The organism is Nocardia callitridis (assembly GCF_039543305.1).
Classification (GTDB): Bacteria; Actinomycetota; Actinomycetes; order Mycobacteriales; family Mycobacteriaceae; genus Nocardia; species Nocardia callitridis.
This window is the reverse complement of the sequence record NZ_BAABJM010000007.1, coordinates 83,443-99,730: the sequence shown is the minus strand read 5'-3', so window position 1 is coordinate 99,730 and position 16,288 is coordinate 83,443. Positions and strand designations below refer to the sequence as shown.

Here is a 16,288-nt window from a genome sequence, read left to right as displayed (position 1 = left end):
CCGAGGACCCCGAAGGAACGAAGTACGACAGAATTGGTCTGTGACTACTCCTCGCGAGCCTTCGGGTCCCGACCGTGATCGGTGGGAAGGCGAGGAGCACCGAACGAGCGAGCGGCATCCCGGTTTCGACCGGTACCCGCCGCCGAACACCCCGACCCGGCGCGGCCCGCTTCCCCCGCTGGGAGCCGACCACGATCGCGAACCTCGGCCGTCGCCCGCGACCAGGCCGCTACCCGGCGACGAGAACCCGCGAGTCGAGACCGGCGCCCCGCGCGCCGTCGCGGACACCGGTCATTCCGACGCCGACGCACCCGTCGACTCCCCCGAAACACCCACCAAGCACGGCGAAGCCGCGCCGCACGCGACCGAGGTCGGCACCAATCGGGTCCCCCGCAAACTGACCGTCACCCGGGTCGCCGCCATGCGGGGTCGCCAACTCACTGAAAAGGGTTTCGCGACCTTCCAGCGCGCGGCCAAGGCCGACGGCGCCGACAAGTCGGGGCTCACCGCCCTCACCTACGCGACGATGACGAACTTCGCGTTGGACGCGGCCATCGCCGTCGCCTTGGCCAATACCTTGTTCTTCGCGAGCGCCTCGGCGGAGAGCAAGACCAAGGTCGCGCTGTACTTGTTGATCACGATCGCGCCGTTCGCGGTGATCGCCCCGCTGATCGGGCCTCTGCTGGACAGGTTGCAGCGGGGTCGAAGGATGGCGCTGGCCACCTCGTTCGCGCTGCGCGCGGTGGTGGTGGTGTTGCTGATTCTGGAGTTCGACAGTTGGGCGCTGTATCCGCTCGCGCTGTGCATGATGATCGGCAGCAAGTCGTTCGCCGTCCTCAAGAGCGCGGTGACCCCGAGGGTGCTGCCACCGGATATCGACCTGGTGCGCACCAATTCTCGGCTGACCGTGTTCGGCCTGGTCGGTGGAACGCTCGGCGCCGGTGCGATCGCCGGGATCGCCGCCGCGATCGCCGACTCCAACGGCGCGTTGGTCTTCGCCATGCTGATCGCGTGCGCGGGCACCTATTTGAGCCTGCGCATCCCGTCCTGGGTCGAGGTCACCGAGGGCGAGGTTCCCGCGACGTTGAGCTATCACGGCGACGACCCCAACACCCAACTGATCGATACCCGTAAGAAACGCGGCGGCAAGGGCGCGAAGGACTCCGGTGCCACCGCGGTGCCACCGCGCAAACGCAGGCAGCCGCTGGGCCGCGCCGTGGTCACCGGGTTGTGGGGCAACGGTGCCATCCGGGTTTTGACCGGGTTCCTCATGTTCTATGTCGCCTTCGTCGCGAAGGCCACCGAGCATCGGCCCGTGCAGCAGGCGACGATGCTCGGCATCGTCGGCGCGGCGGCCGCGATCGGCAACTTCGCGGGCAACGCGACGGGCGCGCGACTCAAACTGGGCAAGCCATCGCTGATGGTGCTCGGCTGCACCGCGGCATGTGCGGCGGTGGCACTGGTCGCGACGATCACCGACAACTTGTTCGGCGCCGCGCTCGCCGCGCTGGTCGCCTCGGCCACCAGCGCGTTGGCGAAGGTGTCGTTGGACGCCTCGATCCAGGACGACCTTCCGCCCGAGTCGATCGCGTCGGGCTTCGGCCGTTCGGAAACGGTGCTGCAACTGAGCTGGGTGATCGGCGGCTCGGCGGGTGTACTGCTGCCGACGGACTATTGGAAGGGATTCGCCGTGGTCACGGCGGTGGTCACGCTCGGGTTGGCGCAGACCTTCGTGAGCTATCGTGGCCATTCGCTACTGCCGGGTTTCGGTGGCAATCGCCCGCAGCACGCGGAGCAGGAGGTCACTCGCCCCATCCAGGTTCCGCCCTCGCCCGCTACGGCAGCGTCCGGGGAGCCGACTGCGCCGCGAGCCTCCGCCGACGACGCGCCGACGCGGCAAGCCAACCCCCTTTCCACCAAACGCATCCAACGAGGCACAGGAGATCCCCTCTGGTGAGCAAGCTCAACGCACGCAAGATCGTCGCTCTGCTCGCGGCGGGCCTGCTCGTAGTCACCGTCGCGTTCGTCGGCGTCTTGGCGGTGTTGATCAACCGCGCCGACGAGCCGGACGTGATGATCACCGCGTACGCGCACGGCAAGACGATCGACGTCGCACCCTTCGGATACTGCGATGTCTCGATGCGTGAGTGCCGCATCCTGCCCGAGGGTGACGAGGCCACCGGCACCATCTTCGGCGAATTGTCCTGTGCGCAGGACGCGTCGGACTGTCATCGCGGGCGCACCGCGCGGCTCGACGTGCCCGCCGGGTACCCGTTGCAGCTGTCGTTGCCCAAACAGATCGCGGACGCGCCGTGGATCGCGCAGGCGGTCTACGAGACGGCAAGCGGCGACACTGTGGCCCGCGTACTCAGCCGCGAGGACGGCCCCGGCGAGACGCTCGCCCTGACCATCGACTCGCGCCCGGAACCGGATCTGCGGCTGGTGGGTGTCGAGGTGCGACTGCCGATTCTGGCTCGCGACGAGACCGGCCAGGAGTTCTACCCGCCGCACGCGGCGTGGTCGATCAGCACCGCGCAGTAGTCGTATCGCTGGCGGCTGGTGCCCAGCACCCGAATCGCGGGCGGCACCGTGTCCTCGTCGCCGACTTCGACACGCAGGAACCACCCGCGTCGATGCCGCGTGGTCGCAGCCTTGGCCGCCCGTCCGCGGAGAGCAGGATCGAGGTGGTGCGTCCGCCGCTGGGCAACCTGACCGGGCCGCTCACGCGCGGAGGAGAAGCGGAGACGGTGAGCCCCCGGCTGGTCGTCGTGTCGACGGCACGACAATCGCCGATGGACGCAGAAGTGCCCCTGGCCGTCTTCCCGGCCAGGGGCACTTCGCTGTCAACGTTTCGGGCCCAGCCGCGCCAGCGCTGCTCGGCGTCGAGTGACTCCGCGGTCGGAGTGACTCAGTGGTCGAGTTCGCGGGCGACCGCGCGCACCACCTCGGAGATACGCTGCGCGGTCTTGCGATCGGGGTACTTGCCCTTGCGCAGATCCGGCTGCACCTTCGCCTCGAGCAGGGTGATCATGTCCTCGACCATCCCGTGCAGCTCGTCGGCGCTGTGCCGACGCACCACGGGTTCCCTGCGCGCGTTGCGCTCACGCTCCTGGCCCTGGCGGACCGAGGGCGGTGCCTCGACCAGTTTCAGGCTCAGCGCCTGCGGTCCGCGACGACCGGCGGCCATCCCGAACTCGACGCGCTGGCCGGGCTTCAGCCCCTCGACGCCGTCGGGCAGCGCGGACGAGCGCACGTAGACATCCTCACCCTCGTCTTGGGAAAGGAAGCCGAAGCCCTTCTCGACGTCGTACCACTTCACCTTGCCGGTCGGCACTGCGCTCACCCGTTCGTCATCGAAACTCGGGCCACGATGGCACGAGTACATCAGTTGCGACCCGCTCGGCGACGCGTCGACGATTCGCCGCGTCGCGAAACAGGTTCTGCCAGTTTGCGAAAGAACGCGCCCAGCACTGACTGCGGGACGCGATCTACAATCCAGTCTACCCCGGTGCGAATCGCCCAGGCACCTCGGTTTTACGGTCGGACGATGACGAACCCTTCCGCTCCGACGCCATCCGGTGGCGCGCCCAGGAATTCGGGGAACTGGTTACTACAGCTGGCGCTCTGCTTCTTCGCGGCGGGACTCGTCGCGATCGTCGCGATCTTCCTGACACCGATACTGACCGATGGGTCGCCGGGTTTGTGGCTGTATTTGTGCGCGATGCTCACGCCGGTCGGTCTGCTGCTGGCGGTGGTGTACGCGCTGCGGTCGGGGCGTCGATCGCGCTGATCAACGCGCCGTGACCAGCGTGAAGCTCACAAAAGGGACCCGATCGGAGCCCGAATGCGCGGCATGATCGGTAAACAAATCAATAATGTGATCCTGGTCACATTACGGGAAGGTCACGGACCCGGCGCCCTCCCCACCCGACTCGACCGCGACCCTTCGAGCTGCGACGAAGCTCTCACAACGGCGTCGATATAGCACCGAGACCCGTCCGTACACGCCGGTTACCAAATAGTGATTTTTCGCGCGGATCGTCGTACGGTCTATTCCAGCCGGGACAACCGGCTACCACCGGCCCGCAGCACCGAACCTCGCCCCGCGGATACCGGAACCCCGACGCCAAACGTAGGGGCGAGGGCAGGACGGACCGGACGACCTCTCAGTCCGAACCGACCAAGCAGACCTCGCAGGTGCACGAGAGGAAGACGAACCCGATATGAGTGGACGCCATCGCAAGCCAAGCTCCACCGGGCGCACGGTAGCCAAGGTTGCCGTCACCGGCGCAATCTTCAGCACTGCCGGTATCGCCCTCGCAGGCAACGCCAGCGCGGCACCCGACTCCGACTGGGACAGCCTCGCGCAGTGTGAGGCAGGCGGTAACTGGGGCATCAACACGGGCAACGGTTTCCAAGGCGGACTGCAGTTCTCGCCGAGCACCTGGACCGCCCACGGCGGCGACCAGTACGCGGCCACCGCCAACCAGGCCACCCGCGAACAGCAGATCAGCGTCGCGGAGAAGGTTCTCGCCTCGCAGGGCTGGGGCGCATGGCCCTCCTGCTCCAGCTCACTCGGGCTGAGCAGCGCACCCTCCGAGCGCGACGTGCCCGCCGAGCCGCAGCCGCAGCAGCACTGGAACCCCGCTCCGCAGGCACAGGCCGCCCAGGGCTCCGAGAGCACCCAGGTCGACCAGCAGGAGTCCAGCAAGCAGGTCTTCTCCGCTGTCGACCGCGCGATCGAGGTCGTGCAGGGCCAGGGCGTGACGATCCCGCAGGAAGCGCTCGACTTCTTCAACGCGGCCAAGGCCAACGGCAACGTCGACCCCGCGATCTCGAACTTCTACCAGGCGAACAAGGGTCTGCTGCCCTCCTGATCCGTCTCGCCACGCATCGTTCACGAAGAAGGCCCCGCATCATTTCGATGCGGGGCCTTCTTCGATTTCTCGACACCGATTTCGGGTCAGGGGTTGACCACTGTTTTCGGATGCAGGTACGGCAATTCCTCGGCGGGCAGCGGAAACTCGGTTTCCTCACCGTAGGGCGAAAGGTTTCCCGAACGCGTCGACGACAGTTCGGTCACCGCGTGATCGCCCTCGGCCACCTGCGGCCAGCCATTGTCGACATAAGGTTTCTTCGATTTGTTCACCACGTCCCCATTCTGGCATGAATGATCCCCACCAGGAACGGCGCCGACGACACCGCGTCGTCGTGGGTGTGCGGTGGTCTTTTCGCCGCAACCTCGAACGGTCCCCGGCACACCACGGTCGCGGCACCGTAGTCTGTGTTCGATGATCGCGACCGACTCCCTTTCCGGATGGCTCGGTGCCCGTAGTGATGCCCAGTTGGTGACGCTGCTCGAACTCCGGCCCGATCTGGCTGTGCCGCTGCCGTCTTCGATGACGGTGCTCGCGGCGCGCGCCGAACAGCGCGCCTCGGTATTGCGCGCCACCGACGACCTCACCACGCTGGAATTCGCGATTCTGGAATCCCTTGCCGCGCACACCGTGACGCGCACCGACGACACGCCCCTCGGTCGCGCACAGCTGCACGAGCAATTGCACGATCGGGTGCGGGCCGCCACCGTCGACGCCGCGCTGACCCGTCTGACCGACCGCGCGCTGGTGTGGACCGACGGCGACGCCCTGCGTTCGGTGGCCGCCGCCATCGAGGCCCTGCCGTGGCCCATCGGCAGCACCACCGAGATCCCGGACGCGCTCACCGAGCCCGAGGTCCGCGACGCGCTCGAAGGGCTGTCGAGCGCCGAACGCGGCCTGCTCGGCAAGTTGGCCGAAACCGGCCCGCGCGGTCGCACCAGGGACGCCGCGCCCGGCACCCCCGCCGACCGGCCGGTCCAACGCCTACTGAGGGTGCGGCTGCTGCACCGCATCGACGACGAGACGGTGGAATTGCCTGTCACCGTTGGTCAGATCCTGCGCGGCGAGCCGGTGACGCACCCGCACGCGCTCACACCACCCACGCCGCCCACGCGTAAGCGCACGGCGGCCGACGTGAATTCGACCACCGCGGGTGAGGTCGGCGAGCTGCTTCGCCACTGCGGCGCCGTGCTCGACGCGCTCGGCCAGACGCCGGCCCCCGCCCTGCGTGCCGGTGGCCTCGGCGTCCGGGAGCTGCGCCGAGTCGCGAAGCAGACCGGAATCGACGAGCCGAGGATCGGCTTGCTCGTCGAGTTGCTCGCCGCGGCGAAACTGCTGGAGAAGGGGACCCCGGAGCCAGCACCGGAATACGAGTCCACCGACGACTATTGGGCACCGACCACCGCAGTCGACGCCTGGCTGGAGGCACCGCTGGCACGACGCTGGGTGGTGCTCGCCGCCGCGTGGCTCGACCTGGACCGGATGCCGTGGATGATCGGCATGCGCGACCCCAACGACAAGCCGCTGGCGGCCTTGTCGGTGGAGCTGCGTAATCCGCACGCGGCGCGCGATCGGCGCGCGGTGCTGGGGTTGCTCGCCGAATTCCCGACGGGCACGGCCCTGGAACCCGGCGACCTGAGTCGACTGCTCGCGTGGCGACAACCCCGCTGGCGCAGACACTTTCGTATCGAGGCGGTGGAACACACGCTCACCGAGGCGGCGGCGCTCGGATTGGTGGGACGCGGTGCGCTCGGTTCGGCGGCGCGTGCGCTGCTGCACGACGCGAGCTCCAGCGCGGCCGACGCCGAGGCGGCGATGGAGCAGGCGCTGCCGGAGCCGGTCGACCACGTGCTGGTGCAGGCCGATCTCACCGTGATCGCGCCGGGACCGCTCACCGCGAATCTGCAACGCAGTGTCGAGTTGGTGGCCGATGTCGAATCCGCCGGTGCGGCAACGGTGTATCGGGTGGGTGATGCGTCGGTGCGACGTGCACTCGACGCGGGGTTGACCGCCTCGGAGCTGCACACGTTGTTCGCCAAGCACTCGCGGACCCCGATCCCGCAGGGGCTGACCTATCTGATCGATGACGTCGCACGCAGGCACGGCCAGTTGCGTGCCGGGATGGCGCAGGCCTTCCTGCGCAGCGACGATCCCACCTTGCTCGCCCAGGTGCTCGCGGCACCGGTCGCCGAGACACTCGCGTTGCGCGCGATCGCGCCGACCGTGGCCATCGCGCAGGCGCCACTCGGCGAGGTACTCGCCCAGCTGCGCGCGGCGGGCTTCGCGCCCGCTGGCGAGAACGCCTCGGGCACCATCGTCGACCTGCGCCCACGCGGCGCGCGAATCTCGGCTCGGCTCAACGCCAGACGTCCCTACCGGCCGTCTGCGCCCAATACCGAACAGCTGACCTCGCTCGTCGCCGAGCTGCGGGCGGGTGATCGTGCCGCGAGCGCGCGCTCCGGCCAGTCGGTGCGCGCCGACGGCACCCGCAACAACACGGCAGCCACCCTGGCCCTGCTGCAACTGGCGGCGCGGGTGCGCCGATCGGTCAATATCGGCTACGTCGACGACAAGGGTGTCGCGATGCAGCGTGTGGTGGAGCCGGTGCAGGTGGGCAACGGCCAGTTGGACGCGCTCGACCCGGTGACCGGTACGGTCCGGCACTTCACCCTGCACCGGATCGCGTCGGTCGCCCTGTTGGAGTGATCTCGGCTTGTTGGTACCCGACCGCCAGGTAGCGCGCCCTGCGGCTCCTCGACGACCGCAGCCGCTCCCGGCGAACCGGGCCCGAACACGCTCCACCTTCGCGTGTTCGACGACGAAACCGAGGAACGAGCGCGGCTCCCTGCCGACACCCCACACCGCGTTCACATGCCGCTGCGGGTCGAGGGTGACGCCGCGACGATCCTCCGACAGGTGAATCGCCAGCTGCGGCACCCGCAGGATCGGGTCAGGAATTCAGCAACGCGCCGTCGTACGGCTCCAACCCGACCAGTTGCCACCCGGCGACCGCCAGGTCCGGGTATTGCCACCAGCACCACGCCGCCCCAGCGTGCTGGACGGCATCGCGAGAATCAGACAAACACCGCAGCGCCGAACCTCGGCGCACCTGCTACCGCCCTCCCCGCTGCCGAAGGCATGACCGGGTCCCGGCACAGGCGGCCGGGCTCGACCGCGACATCGTGACGGGAATCGTGCTAAGCGCTACCGCATCGGCAACCCCGTCGGCGCCACTCGAATCGGTCGCGCGTACCGCACCCGGGGCGCCACGATCCGAGGCGACCCCCGCCCTTTCGTCTGCGCTATTCGGCCTGCCGGTGCTACGACGAACAAATACTCAGGGTTTGGCGGCTCCGGTGCAGAAGGTCACCTTGGGGTCGTCGGTGACGACGCGGAAACCGGTCGCGTCGGCGCCGCAGAGCAGTTCGTCGGCTTCGCCGTCGATGCGCTGGAGTACGCGGAACGACGCTTCGGGCGCGGCGCAGTCGACCGACTGGTAGCCGGTCTGTCCGGTGTCGCTGTAGCAGCCGTCCTGGTGGAAGTTCGGTACGAGGCACAGGTAGGCGGTGCTGTCGCCGGTCTTGCGCTCGGCGGCGGTGTAGTCCGTGGCGCAGGTGGTCTCGGATTCCGAGGACTGCGCGACCTTGTAGACGGCCTTCTGGTCGGAGCAGTCGATGGTCGATGCGTCAGTGCCAGGCAGTGCCGCGAAGCATTCGCCGACCCCGGCCCCCGCCGCCTCGCCGTCCTCGGACGAACACCCCGTCATCGTGGCCACCATGGCGACCACCGCGAGGAGGGCGAGCCCGATCCGCGCCAGCAACCCCACCGTTGAATTCTTCACTGAAAACCTCTCTTGCCGAACATGTTCACGCACGCGAACGCGGTGAGAATACCCTGGTCGGTATGACCCTCGAAGAGGTCGCCGCCGACTTGTACGCGCGCGCTCCCGGCGAGTTCGTCGCCGCACGCGGGTCGGCCGTCGCGGCCGCACGCAAGGCCGGTGACAAGCAACTCGCCACCGCCGTCGGCAAGCTGCGTAAACCCACCGTGGCGGCGTGGACAGCAAATCTGCTCGCCCGCGAGGCACCCGACGAAGTGGACTCGCTGCTCCAACTGGGCGAGGCCTTACGCACCGCGCAGCGACAGCTGTCGGGCGAGCAATTGCGCGCGCTCACCGCGCAGCGCCAGCAGGTGGTGGCGGCGCTGGGGGCGAAGGCGTGCGGGCTTGCCGAGGAGCACGGCAAACCCGTCGGAGAGGCGGTCGCCCGCGCGGTCGCGCAGACCTTGACCGCGGCACTGGCCGATCCCGCGATCGCCGAACAGGTGCGCACCGGCACGTTGGCGACCGCGCAGACCTACGAGGGCTTCGGGCCGAACGCCGACCCCACGATGCGAGTGGTGCCCGCCGCCGAACCCGAAGACACCGAAGACGCGGCTAACGGCGACGATTCCGATGCGCGCCGGGAGCTGGAACAGGCCGAATCCGAACTCGAATCCGCGAGCACCGCACACGATGTCGCCGAGGATGCCCTGGCCGATGCCCGAAATTCCTTGTCCGACATAGACTCCAGAATCAGCACCCTGCGCGAGGAGCTCACGCACGCCGAGCAGGAACGCAAGTTCGCACACAGCACCGAACTCGACGCACGCACCCGCGCGCGGTCGGCTCAGCAGACGCTCGAGCGCGCCCAACGAGCGGTCGAGCATGCGCGAACTCGAGTCGGCGACGAATAGCCTTTCCCCGCACCGGTTCTCGTTACGCGCGCAACGCCCCCGGATACAGGAACTCATCGGATGGAATCGTGGTGGAATCCAACCACGATGCGAAGAAACCACTCAGATCCGTGCCGGTCTTCGATTGCATGAAGGTCCGAAACTCCGGCATCGACGCATTACCGTAGGCGTGCGCGGCATTGAATTCGCGGACGGCCGCGAAGAATACGTCGTCGCCGAGCGTGTTACGCAGCGCGTGCAGAAACAATGGCCCCCGGTAGTACACGGAGGTGAATTCGTTTCCGGCACCGGGGTTTTCCAGTGCGATATCCCAGAACTCCGGATCGTCACGATATTTCTGAATGGTGCGACGATAGGTTGCGTCCACATCTTCGCCGTCTTTGCGCTCCGGCCACAGATAATCGGCGGTGTAGCTGGCGAAGCATTCGTTCAGACACACATCCGACCATTGCCGCAACGACACCGAATCACCCCACCACTGGTGGGCGATCTCGTGCACCACGGTCGGCAGGTCGGCCCACGGCGCGTAGATCGGCCTGGTCTGGGTCTCCAGCGAGAAATTCAGGTCGGCGTCCACGTAAATTCCACCCGCCGCATCGAACGGGTAAGGGCCGTACAGCGATTCGATGAAATCCAGGATCTCCGGCAACCGCTGTTCGGTCTCCCGGTTGCGTTCGGCTTCGGGAGCGAACGCGCTCACCACGGGTGTTCCATCCGCGCGCTGTTGCTCGAGAAAACTGAACCGGTCGATGGCCACCGTGGTCAGATAGCCGATCGTCGGCTGCCTGGTCTCCCAGGTCGCCGTGCGCCGATCGTCCTGCACGACATCGCCGGTGCGGATGCCGTTGGCGATCACCTCCCACTCGGCGGGGACGGTGGTGTGCACCGTGAAGGTGGCCTTGTCCAGCGGTGTGTCGTTGAGCGGGTACCAACTGGTGGCCGAGTGCGGCTCCCCCGCGACGAACGCGCCGCCGCTGGGCGCGATGGTCCAGCCGTCACCGTCTTCGGCACCCGCCGGTCCCGCGTAGCGCACCGTGACGGTGAACGGAAGGCCAGGCAGCAGGGGCAACATCGGCGTCACGGTGAGCTCGTGCTCGCCATTGCGGTCGAAGGTGGCCGGGGCGTTGTTCACCGAGACGTCCTGAACCTCGGGACCCGCGTAGTCGAGGTTGAACGCTCGCAATGCCTGGGTGGCCACGGCGTCGATCGTGGCGGTGCCGATGAGTTGGTGCGTCGGCGGGTCGTAGTCGATGGCGACGTCGTAATGGCGCGCGTCGTAGCCACCGTTGCCATCGAGCGGATAGTAGGGGTCGCCGAGCCCCGGCGCGCCGACGAGCGGGTCGGCCGGTAGCGGGTCGGCCGGTAGCGGGTCCGCACCCGCAGGCCCGGTCGCCGCAGCGACCATCACCCCGGCTACCACCGCATATCTCCAGCCGGACAACCTCATTCGACGACCACACCCCTTCCACCGCGGCAACTTCCGGCACGAACCTCGGTGGATGGTAACCGCTTCAGTCGCGGCTACCGGACAACGCCACCGACGCGCCCAGTCCGACGATCATGATCCCGCCTGCCCCACCAACCAGTTCCAGCCTGCGCGGCGACCGCGCGAACCAGCCCCGTGCGGAAGCGGCGAGCAAGGCCCATGCGGTGTCGGAAATCAGGGCGATCATCAGGAACACCGATCCGAGGATGAACATTTGCAGCGGCAGCGCGCCGGATGCGGTGTCAACGAAGTTCGGCAGAATCGCCACGAAGAAGACGATCGCCTTCGGATTCGTGACCCCGACGACCACGCTCTGACCGAGCACGCGCGCACTCGGCGTGGACGGCATCTCGGCACCGAGGGCCGACCGTAGCGACTTGCGGTCCCGAAAGGCCTGAATCCCGAGGTAAACCAGGTACAACGCGCCCGCGATCTTCACCGAAGCCAGAACCAACGCCGAGGCCATGAGCAAGGTGCCCAACCCCACCGACACCAAGAGCAGGACCACGAAGACCCCGATCGAATGCCCGATCACCGACACCAGCGCGGCCCGCTTACCCAGAGCCAGTGCCCTTCCGATCGTGAACAGCACGCCGGGCCCTGGCACCACGATGAGGATTGTGGCCGCCGCCATGAAGGCCAACAGATTGGATGTCGGAACCATTCATCCAGCTTATTCGGCGGCACAACCGAATTCGAGATATCACCGCGTGCCTGCTTCAGAACCCCAGTTCGTCGGGCAGTTGGTGCGGGTCGAGCAACAGTCGCTTGGCCGAGGCGCTGTGCACCTTGTCGGCGAGGTCGAGATTGTCGGTGAGTAGCTGCCATTCGGCGTCGACGATCACGGTCCTCGCCCGTTCGATGACCGAGGAGTCCCTGGTCCCCCACGCGATCGGCATCACACTGACCGCCAGAAAGCGGTCGCCCACCGGACGCGGCGCACGGTCGCTGCGGATCGCGACCGAGGGCACCCGCTCCGCCACGCGAGCCACATGACCGGGCAGTGCGCGCACCTTCCTGGTGACGAGTGCGTAGCGGACTTCGGCGGCATCCGGCTTGGACACGATGACCAGTGCGAGCAGGACGATGCCGGTGGAATCCGCCTTCGCCACCACCGTGGGCACCAATTCACCGTCGGCGTAAAGCTTTTCGATACTGGCGCGATGCGGCGTCCACAGCGCCACCCACAACGCGGTCACCGCGCCGAGGGCGAAAGCGACCGCGAGCAGATACGCCCATGGGTGGTCCAGCCAGACCAGGAACGCCGTGACGGCCGCCGCGATCAGCGTCGTGGCGATCGCCATATTGCGTAGTCGGCGCAGGTCGGCGAAGACTTCGTTGACCGCGTGGGCGTGCCTGCGGTCCACCGCGAATTCGAAGCGTCGCACGTTGTCATTCCTAGCACATTTTGTGGAGGAACTACCTCCGCTTTTTGCCGGGCGGTCTACCCGACGGCGGGCCCGAGCAGGTCATCGGCGTCGGTGATGCGATAGGCATACCCCTGTTCGGCCAGAAAACGCTGACGATGCGCCGCATACTCGGCATCCAACGTGTCTCTGGCGACCACCGAGTAGAAATGCGCTTGGCCACCATCGTGTTTCGGACGCAACAGCCTACCGAGGCGCTGCGCTTCTTCCTGACGTGAGCCGAAGGTACCCGAAACCTGCACCGCGACCGAGGCCTCGGGCAGATCGATGGAGAAGTTGGCAACTTTGCTCACCACGAGTACCGGTATCTCACCACGCCGGAACGCGTCGAACAGTGCCTCGCGTTCCTTGGTCTTGGTCGAGCCCTGGATCACCGGGGCCTCCAGTGCGGCACCCAGCTCGTCCAACTGGTCGAGGTAGGCGCCGATCACCAAGGTCGGCGCCCCCTTATGCCTGGCGAGGATCGATTCCACGACGGCGATCTTCGTCCGCGCGGTCGAACACAACTTGTAGCGTTCCTCCGGCTCGGCGGTCGCGTACGACATGCGCTCGGCATCGGTGAGTGTTACCCGCACCTCGACACAGTCGGCGGGCGCGATCCACCCCTGTGCCTCGATGTCCTTCCACGGCGCGTCGTAACGCTTCGGCCCGATCAGGGAGAACACATCGCCCTCGCGGCCGTCCTCGCGCACCAGCGTCGCCGTGAGGCCGAGGCGACGACGCGACTGGAGGTCGGCGGTCATCCGGAACACCGGCGCGGGCAGCAGGTGCACCTCGTCGTAGATGACCAGGCCCCAGTCCCTGCTGTCGAACAACTCCAGGTGCTTGTACTCGCCCTTGCTGCGCCGGGTGATCACCTGGTAGGTCGCGATGGTGACCGGGCGAATCTCCTTGCGCTCACCCGAGTACTCGCCGATCTCCTCCTCGGTGAGCGAGGTGCGCGCCAGCAGTTCCCTGCGCCACTGCCGTCCCGCGACGGTGTTGGTGACCAGGATCAGCGTCGTCGCCTTCGCCTTCGCCATCGCCGCCGCGCCGACCATCGTCTTGCCAGCACCACAGGGAAGCACCACCACGCCGGAGCCGCCCGCCCAGAACGAGTCGGTGGCCATCTGCTGATAGTCGCGCAGATGCCACTTCTCGTCGGTGTAGTCCAGCTCGATCGCGTGCGCTTCGCCGTCGACGTACCCGGCCAGGTCCTCGGCGGGCCAGCCGATCTTCAACAGCATCTGCTTGATCCGACCGCGCTCGGACGGATGCACCTGCACCGTGTCGTCGTCGAGCCGGGTGCCGAGCATCGGCGCGATCTTCTTGTGCCGCAACACTTCTTCCAGCACCGCGCGATCCAGGCTCACCAAGGTCAAGCCGTGCGCCGGATGCTTGACCAGCTGAAGCCGACCGTAGCGAGCCATGGTGTCGACGATGTCGACGAGCAGTGGCTGCGGCACCGCGTAGCGGGAGAAGTTGACCAGCGCATCCACCACCTGCTCGGCGTCGTGCCCCGCGGCGCGCGCGTTCCACAACGCCAGCGGCGTGACGCGATAGGTGTGCACATGTTCTGGCGCGCGTTCCAGCTCGGCGAACGGCGCGATGGCTTGGCGCGCGGTATCGGCCAACTCGTGGTCGACCTCCAACAGCAGCGTCTTGTCACTCTGCACGATCAGCGGACCGTCGGTCACAGTCCCTCCTTGTATCGACTCCGACCCATTGTTCCTGAACACACCGACACCACGTCGGTCCGGTCGAAGTCCGACCGCCGTTCGGGCGACACCGGGTATTCGAGGTCACAGTCCACGGCCGCGCTCACCGGTCCAGCGGCCGCCCAGTGGACCGCGACAAGCGACGAACGCGCGCCGAAGATCAATCCCATGATCGCAACGTCGGCGGTGCTCGGAGTAATGGCGGCCGCACTGGGCATGGTCCTCACGCCGGGACCGAACATGATGTATCTCGTCTCACGCACCGTCTCGCAGGGGCGGCGGGCCGGGCTGATCTCGCTGGGCGGCGTCGCCGCCGGTTTCGGCTGCTACCTCGCCGCCGCGACCGCGGGGATCACCGCCGTCTTCGCGGTGGTGCCCGGCCTGTATCTGGCCGTGAAGCTGGCCGGTGCCGGATATCTCGCCTGGCTGGCTTGGCAGGCGCTGCGTCCCGGCGGTGTGTCGGCGTTCACGCCTTCGGCCCTGCCCGCCGACCGGCCGCGCCGACTCTTCGGGATGGGCCTGTTGACGAACCTGCTCAACCCGAAGATCGCCATCATGTACATGGCGCTGATCCCGCAGTTCGTCACGCCCGAGCACGGCGCGGTATGGCGCCAGAGCCTGTGCCTCGGCGCGGTGCAGATCGCGGTCGCGCTCACCGTCAACGGGCTGATCGTGCTCGGCGCGAGCGGCATCGCGAGCTTCCTGGCCGGACGACCACTGTGGTTGCGGACGCAGCGGTACGTGATGGGCACCATGCTCGGCACCATCGCGGTGCTCCTGGCCACCGACCGCACTCGGCCGACACCGGCGTGAGCGATCGGCACCGGACAGCTCAGTCGAGCCGAGTGCCCGCCCGCAACCTGCGCACCCCTTCGTCCAAAGTCTCGTCGCGCTTGCAGAATGCGAAGCGCACCAGATGATTCCACTCTTCGGTGCGGTCGACGAAAGCGCTGACCGGCACCGCCGCCACCCCGAGCCGCTTCGGCAGCTCGCGACAGAACGCGAGCCCGTCGACGGAGCCGACCCCGGTGATGTCGGCACACACGAAATACCCGCCGCCGCTGTAGCGCACACCCAACCCCGCTTCGGCCAACGCGGCCGACAGCCGTAACCGCTTGTTCGACAGGCCGTCTCGCAATCCGCTGACCCACTCGAGTTCGTGGGTGAGGCCGTGTGCCACGGCGGGTTGGAACGGGCCACCCGCCACGAAGGTCAGGAACTGCTTGGCCGCGAGCACACCGTCGATCAGCGGGGCCGGCCCGCACGCCCACCCCGTCTTCCAACCGGTGACGCTGAAGGTCTTGGCCGCGCTCGATACCACCACCGTCCGCTCGGCCATCCCCGGCAGGGTAGCCAGGCTGATGTGCTCGTTGTCGTCGTAGACCAGGTGCTCGTACACCTCATCGGTGAGCACGAGAATGTCGTGCTCACAGGCGATCTCGGCGATCAGCAGCAGATCCTGTCTGCCGAGCACCGTCCCGGTGGGATTGTGCGGTGAGTTGACGATCACCATCCTGGTCTTCGGAGTGATCGCGCCGCGCAGACTGTCGACGTCGAGCACGAAACGATCGCCGTCGGCGACCAGGTGGGCGGTGCGACGCTGGGCACCAGCCAACGCGACGGCCGCCGCGTACGAGTCGTAGTACGGCTCGATCAGCACCACCTCCTCGCCGGGCTCGACCAGTCCGAGCACCGCCGCGGCGATCGCCTCGGTAGCGCCCACGGTGACGAGTACCTGGGAGTCCGGGTCGTACTCGGTGCCGTAGCGGCGCGCCCGGTCCGCCGCGATGGCCTGCCGGAGCACCGGCATACCGCGCCCCGGCGGATACTGGTTGAGCCCGTCGGCGATCGCCGCCCGCGCGACCGCGAGCATCCCCTCCGGCCCGTCGGTGTCGGGAAAGCCCTGCCCGAGGTTCACCGCGTCGTGCGCGATCGCGGACTCGGTCATCTCGGCGAAAATCGTGGACGCGAACGGGCGCAGACGGGCGACGGTGGGGACTCGCGAGGACATATCGGCAGCGTAGCCCAGTACTGACCGTGACTCCCGGCCACCGATGCGGCCGCAGA

Annotated in this window: 15 protein-coding genes and 1 pseudogene; 7 read left to right on the top strand and 9 right to left on the bottom strand. The window is 67.6% G+C overall.

Annotated features, from left to right (window positions below; translation table 11 throughout):
* Positions 1-40 precede the first annotated feature (40 nt).
* Both ABEA50_RS26780 and ABEA50_RS26775 read left to right on the top strand, forming a co-directional pair.
* Positions 41-1,957, top strand: a complete 1,917-nt coding sequence (locus ABEA50_RS26780; protein WP_345498905.1) for an MFS transporter — start codon at positions 41-43, stop codon at positions 1,955-1,957.
* Positions 1,954-2,541, top strand: a complete 588-nt coding sequence (locus ABEA50_RS26775) for a DUF2771 domain-containing protein (protein ID WP_345498904.1) — start codon at positions 1,954-1,956, stop codon at positions 2,539-2,541. The genes ABEA50_RS26780 and ABEA50_RS26775 overlap by 4 nt, the downstream gene beginning before the upstream one ends.
* A gap of 367 nt (positions 2,542-2,908) precedes the next feature.
* Here ABEA50_RS26775 and ABEA50_RS26770 read toward each other — a convergent pair whose 3' ends face one another.
* Entirely contained in the window at positions 2,909-3,334 is a 426-nt protein-coding gene (locus ABEA50_RS26770) for a cold-shock protein (protein ID WP_345499195.1), read from the bottom strand.
* Positions 3,335-3,547: 213 nt separating this feature from the next.
* On the opposite strand from ABEA50_RS26770, the gene ABEA50_RS26765 reads away from it, so the two are divergent.
* Together ABEA50_RS26765 and ABEA50_RS26760 are read left to right on the top strand one after the other, a co-directional pair.
* Positions 3,548-3,790, top strand: coding sequence for a hypothetical protein (locus ABEA50_RS26765; protein WP_345498903.1), 243 nt, complete (start codon positions 3,548-3,550; stop codon positions 3,788-3,790).
* Positions 3,791-4,223: 433 nt separating this feature from the next.
* Entirely contained in the window at positions 4,224-4,877 is a 654-nt protein-coding gene (locus ABEA50_RS26760; protein ID WP_345498902.1) for a resuscitation-promoting factor Rpf1 domain-containing protein, read from the top strand.
* A gap of 86 nt (positions 4,878-4,963) precedes the next feature.
* Here ABEA50_RS26760 and ABEA50_RS26755 read toward each other — a convergent pair whose 3' ends face one another.
* A complete protein-coding gene (locus ABEA50_RS26755) occupies positions 4,964-5,152 on the bottom strand; it encodes a hypothetical protein (protein ID WP_345498901.1) in 189 nt (62 codons plus the stop codon).
* Positions 5,153-5,291: 139 nt separating this feature from the next.
* Here ABEA50_RS26755 and ABEA50_RS26750 point away from each other — a divergent pair, with 139 nt between their 5' ends.
* Positions 5,292-7,583 carry a helicase-associated domain-containing protein gene (locus ABEA50_RS26750; RefSeq protein ID WP_345498900.1) on the top strand — a complete coding sequence of 764 codons (2,292 nt, stop codon included), beginning with the start codon at positions 5,292-5,294 and terminating at the stop codon, positions 7,581-7,583.
* A gap of 93 nt (positions 7,584-7,676) precedes the next feature.
* Here the strand turns inward: ABEA50_RS26750 and ABEA50_RS26745 are convergent.
* Both ABEA50_RS26745 and ABEA50_RS26740 read right to left on the bottom strand, forming a co-directional pair.
* Positions 7,677-7,905: pseudogene (locus ABEA50_RS26745) on the bottom strand (M18 family aminopeptidase); the annotation flags it as partial.
* Between the two features lie 309 nt (positions 7,906-8,214).
* Positions 8,215-8,718, bottom strand: a complete 504-nt coding sequence (locus tag ABEA50_RS26740) for an LppU/SCO3897 family protein (protein ID WP_345498899.1) — start codon at positions 8,716-8,718, stop codon at positions 8,215-8,217.
* Between the two features lie 62 nt (positions 8,719-8,780).
* Between ABEA50_RS26740 and ABEA50_RS26735 the strand changes: the two genes are divergently transcribed.
* The gene (locus ABEA50_RS26735) at positions 8,781-9,611 is read left to right on the top strand and encodes a hypothetical protein (RefSeq protein ID WP_345498898.1); all 831 of its coding nucleotides are present in this window, start codon (positions 8,781-8,783) and stop codon (positions 9,609-9,611) included.
* A 22-nt stretch (positions 9,612-9,633) separates the two neighbouring features.
* On the opposite strand, the gene ABEA50_RS26730 is transcribed toward ABEA50_RS26735, so the two are convergent.
* The 4 genes from ABEA50_RS26730 to ABEA50_RS26715 form a co-directional block, all read right to left on the bottom strand.
* Positions 9,634-11,031, bottom strand: coding sequence for a M1 family metallopeptidase (locus tag ABEA50_RS26730; RefSeq protein ID WP_345498897.1), 1,398 nt, complete (start codon positions 11,029-11,031; stop codon positions 9,634-9,636).
* Positions 11,032-11,122: 91 nt separating this feature from the next.
* Positions 11,123-11,761 (bottom strand): LysE family translocator, encoded by a 639-nt coding sequence (locus ABEA50_RS26725; RefSeq protein WP_345498896.1) that lies wholly within the window; start codon positions 11,759-11,761, stop codon positions 11,123-11,125.
* 55 nt (positions 11,762-11,816) lie between these two features.
* Positions 11,817-12,485 (bottom strand): DUF3239 domain-containing protein, encoded by a 669-nt coding sequence (locus ABEA50_RS26720; protein ID WP_345498895.1) that lies wholly within the window; start codon positions 12,483-12,485, stop codon positions 11,817-11,819.
* Positions 12,486-12,541: 56 nt separating this feature from the next.
* Positions 12,542-14,200 carry a DNA repair helicase XPB gene (locus ABEA50_RS26715; protein WP_345498893.1) on the bottom strand — a complete coding sequence of 553 codons (1,659 nt, stop codon included), beginning with the start codon at positions 14,198-14,200 and terminating at the stop codon, positions 12,542-12,544.
* A gap of 189 nt (positions 14,201-14,389) precedes the next feature.
* On the opposite strand from ABEA50_RS26715, the gene ABEA50_RS26710 reads away from it, so the two are divergent.
* Positions 14,390-15,034, top strand: a complete 645-nt coding sequence (locus ABEA50_RS26710) for a LysE family translocator (RefSeq protein WP_345498891.1) — start codon at positions 14,390-14,392, stop codon at positions 15,032-15,034.
* Between the two features lie 19 nt (positions 15,035-15,053).
* Here the strand turns inward: ABEA50_RS26710 and ABEA50_RS26705 are convergent, their stop codons facing one another.
* Complete coding sequence (locus ABEA50_RS26705; protein ID WP_345498890.1) at positions 15,054-16,232, bottom strand: pyridoxal phosphate-dependent aminotransferase; 1,179 nt, start codon at positions 16,230-16,232, stop codon at positions 15,054-15,056.
* Positions 16,233-16,288: the final 56 nt, after the last annotated feature.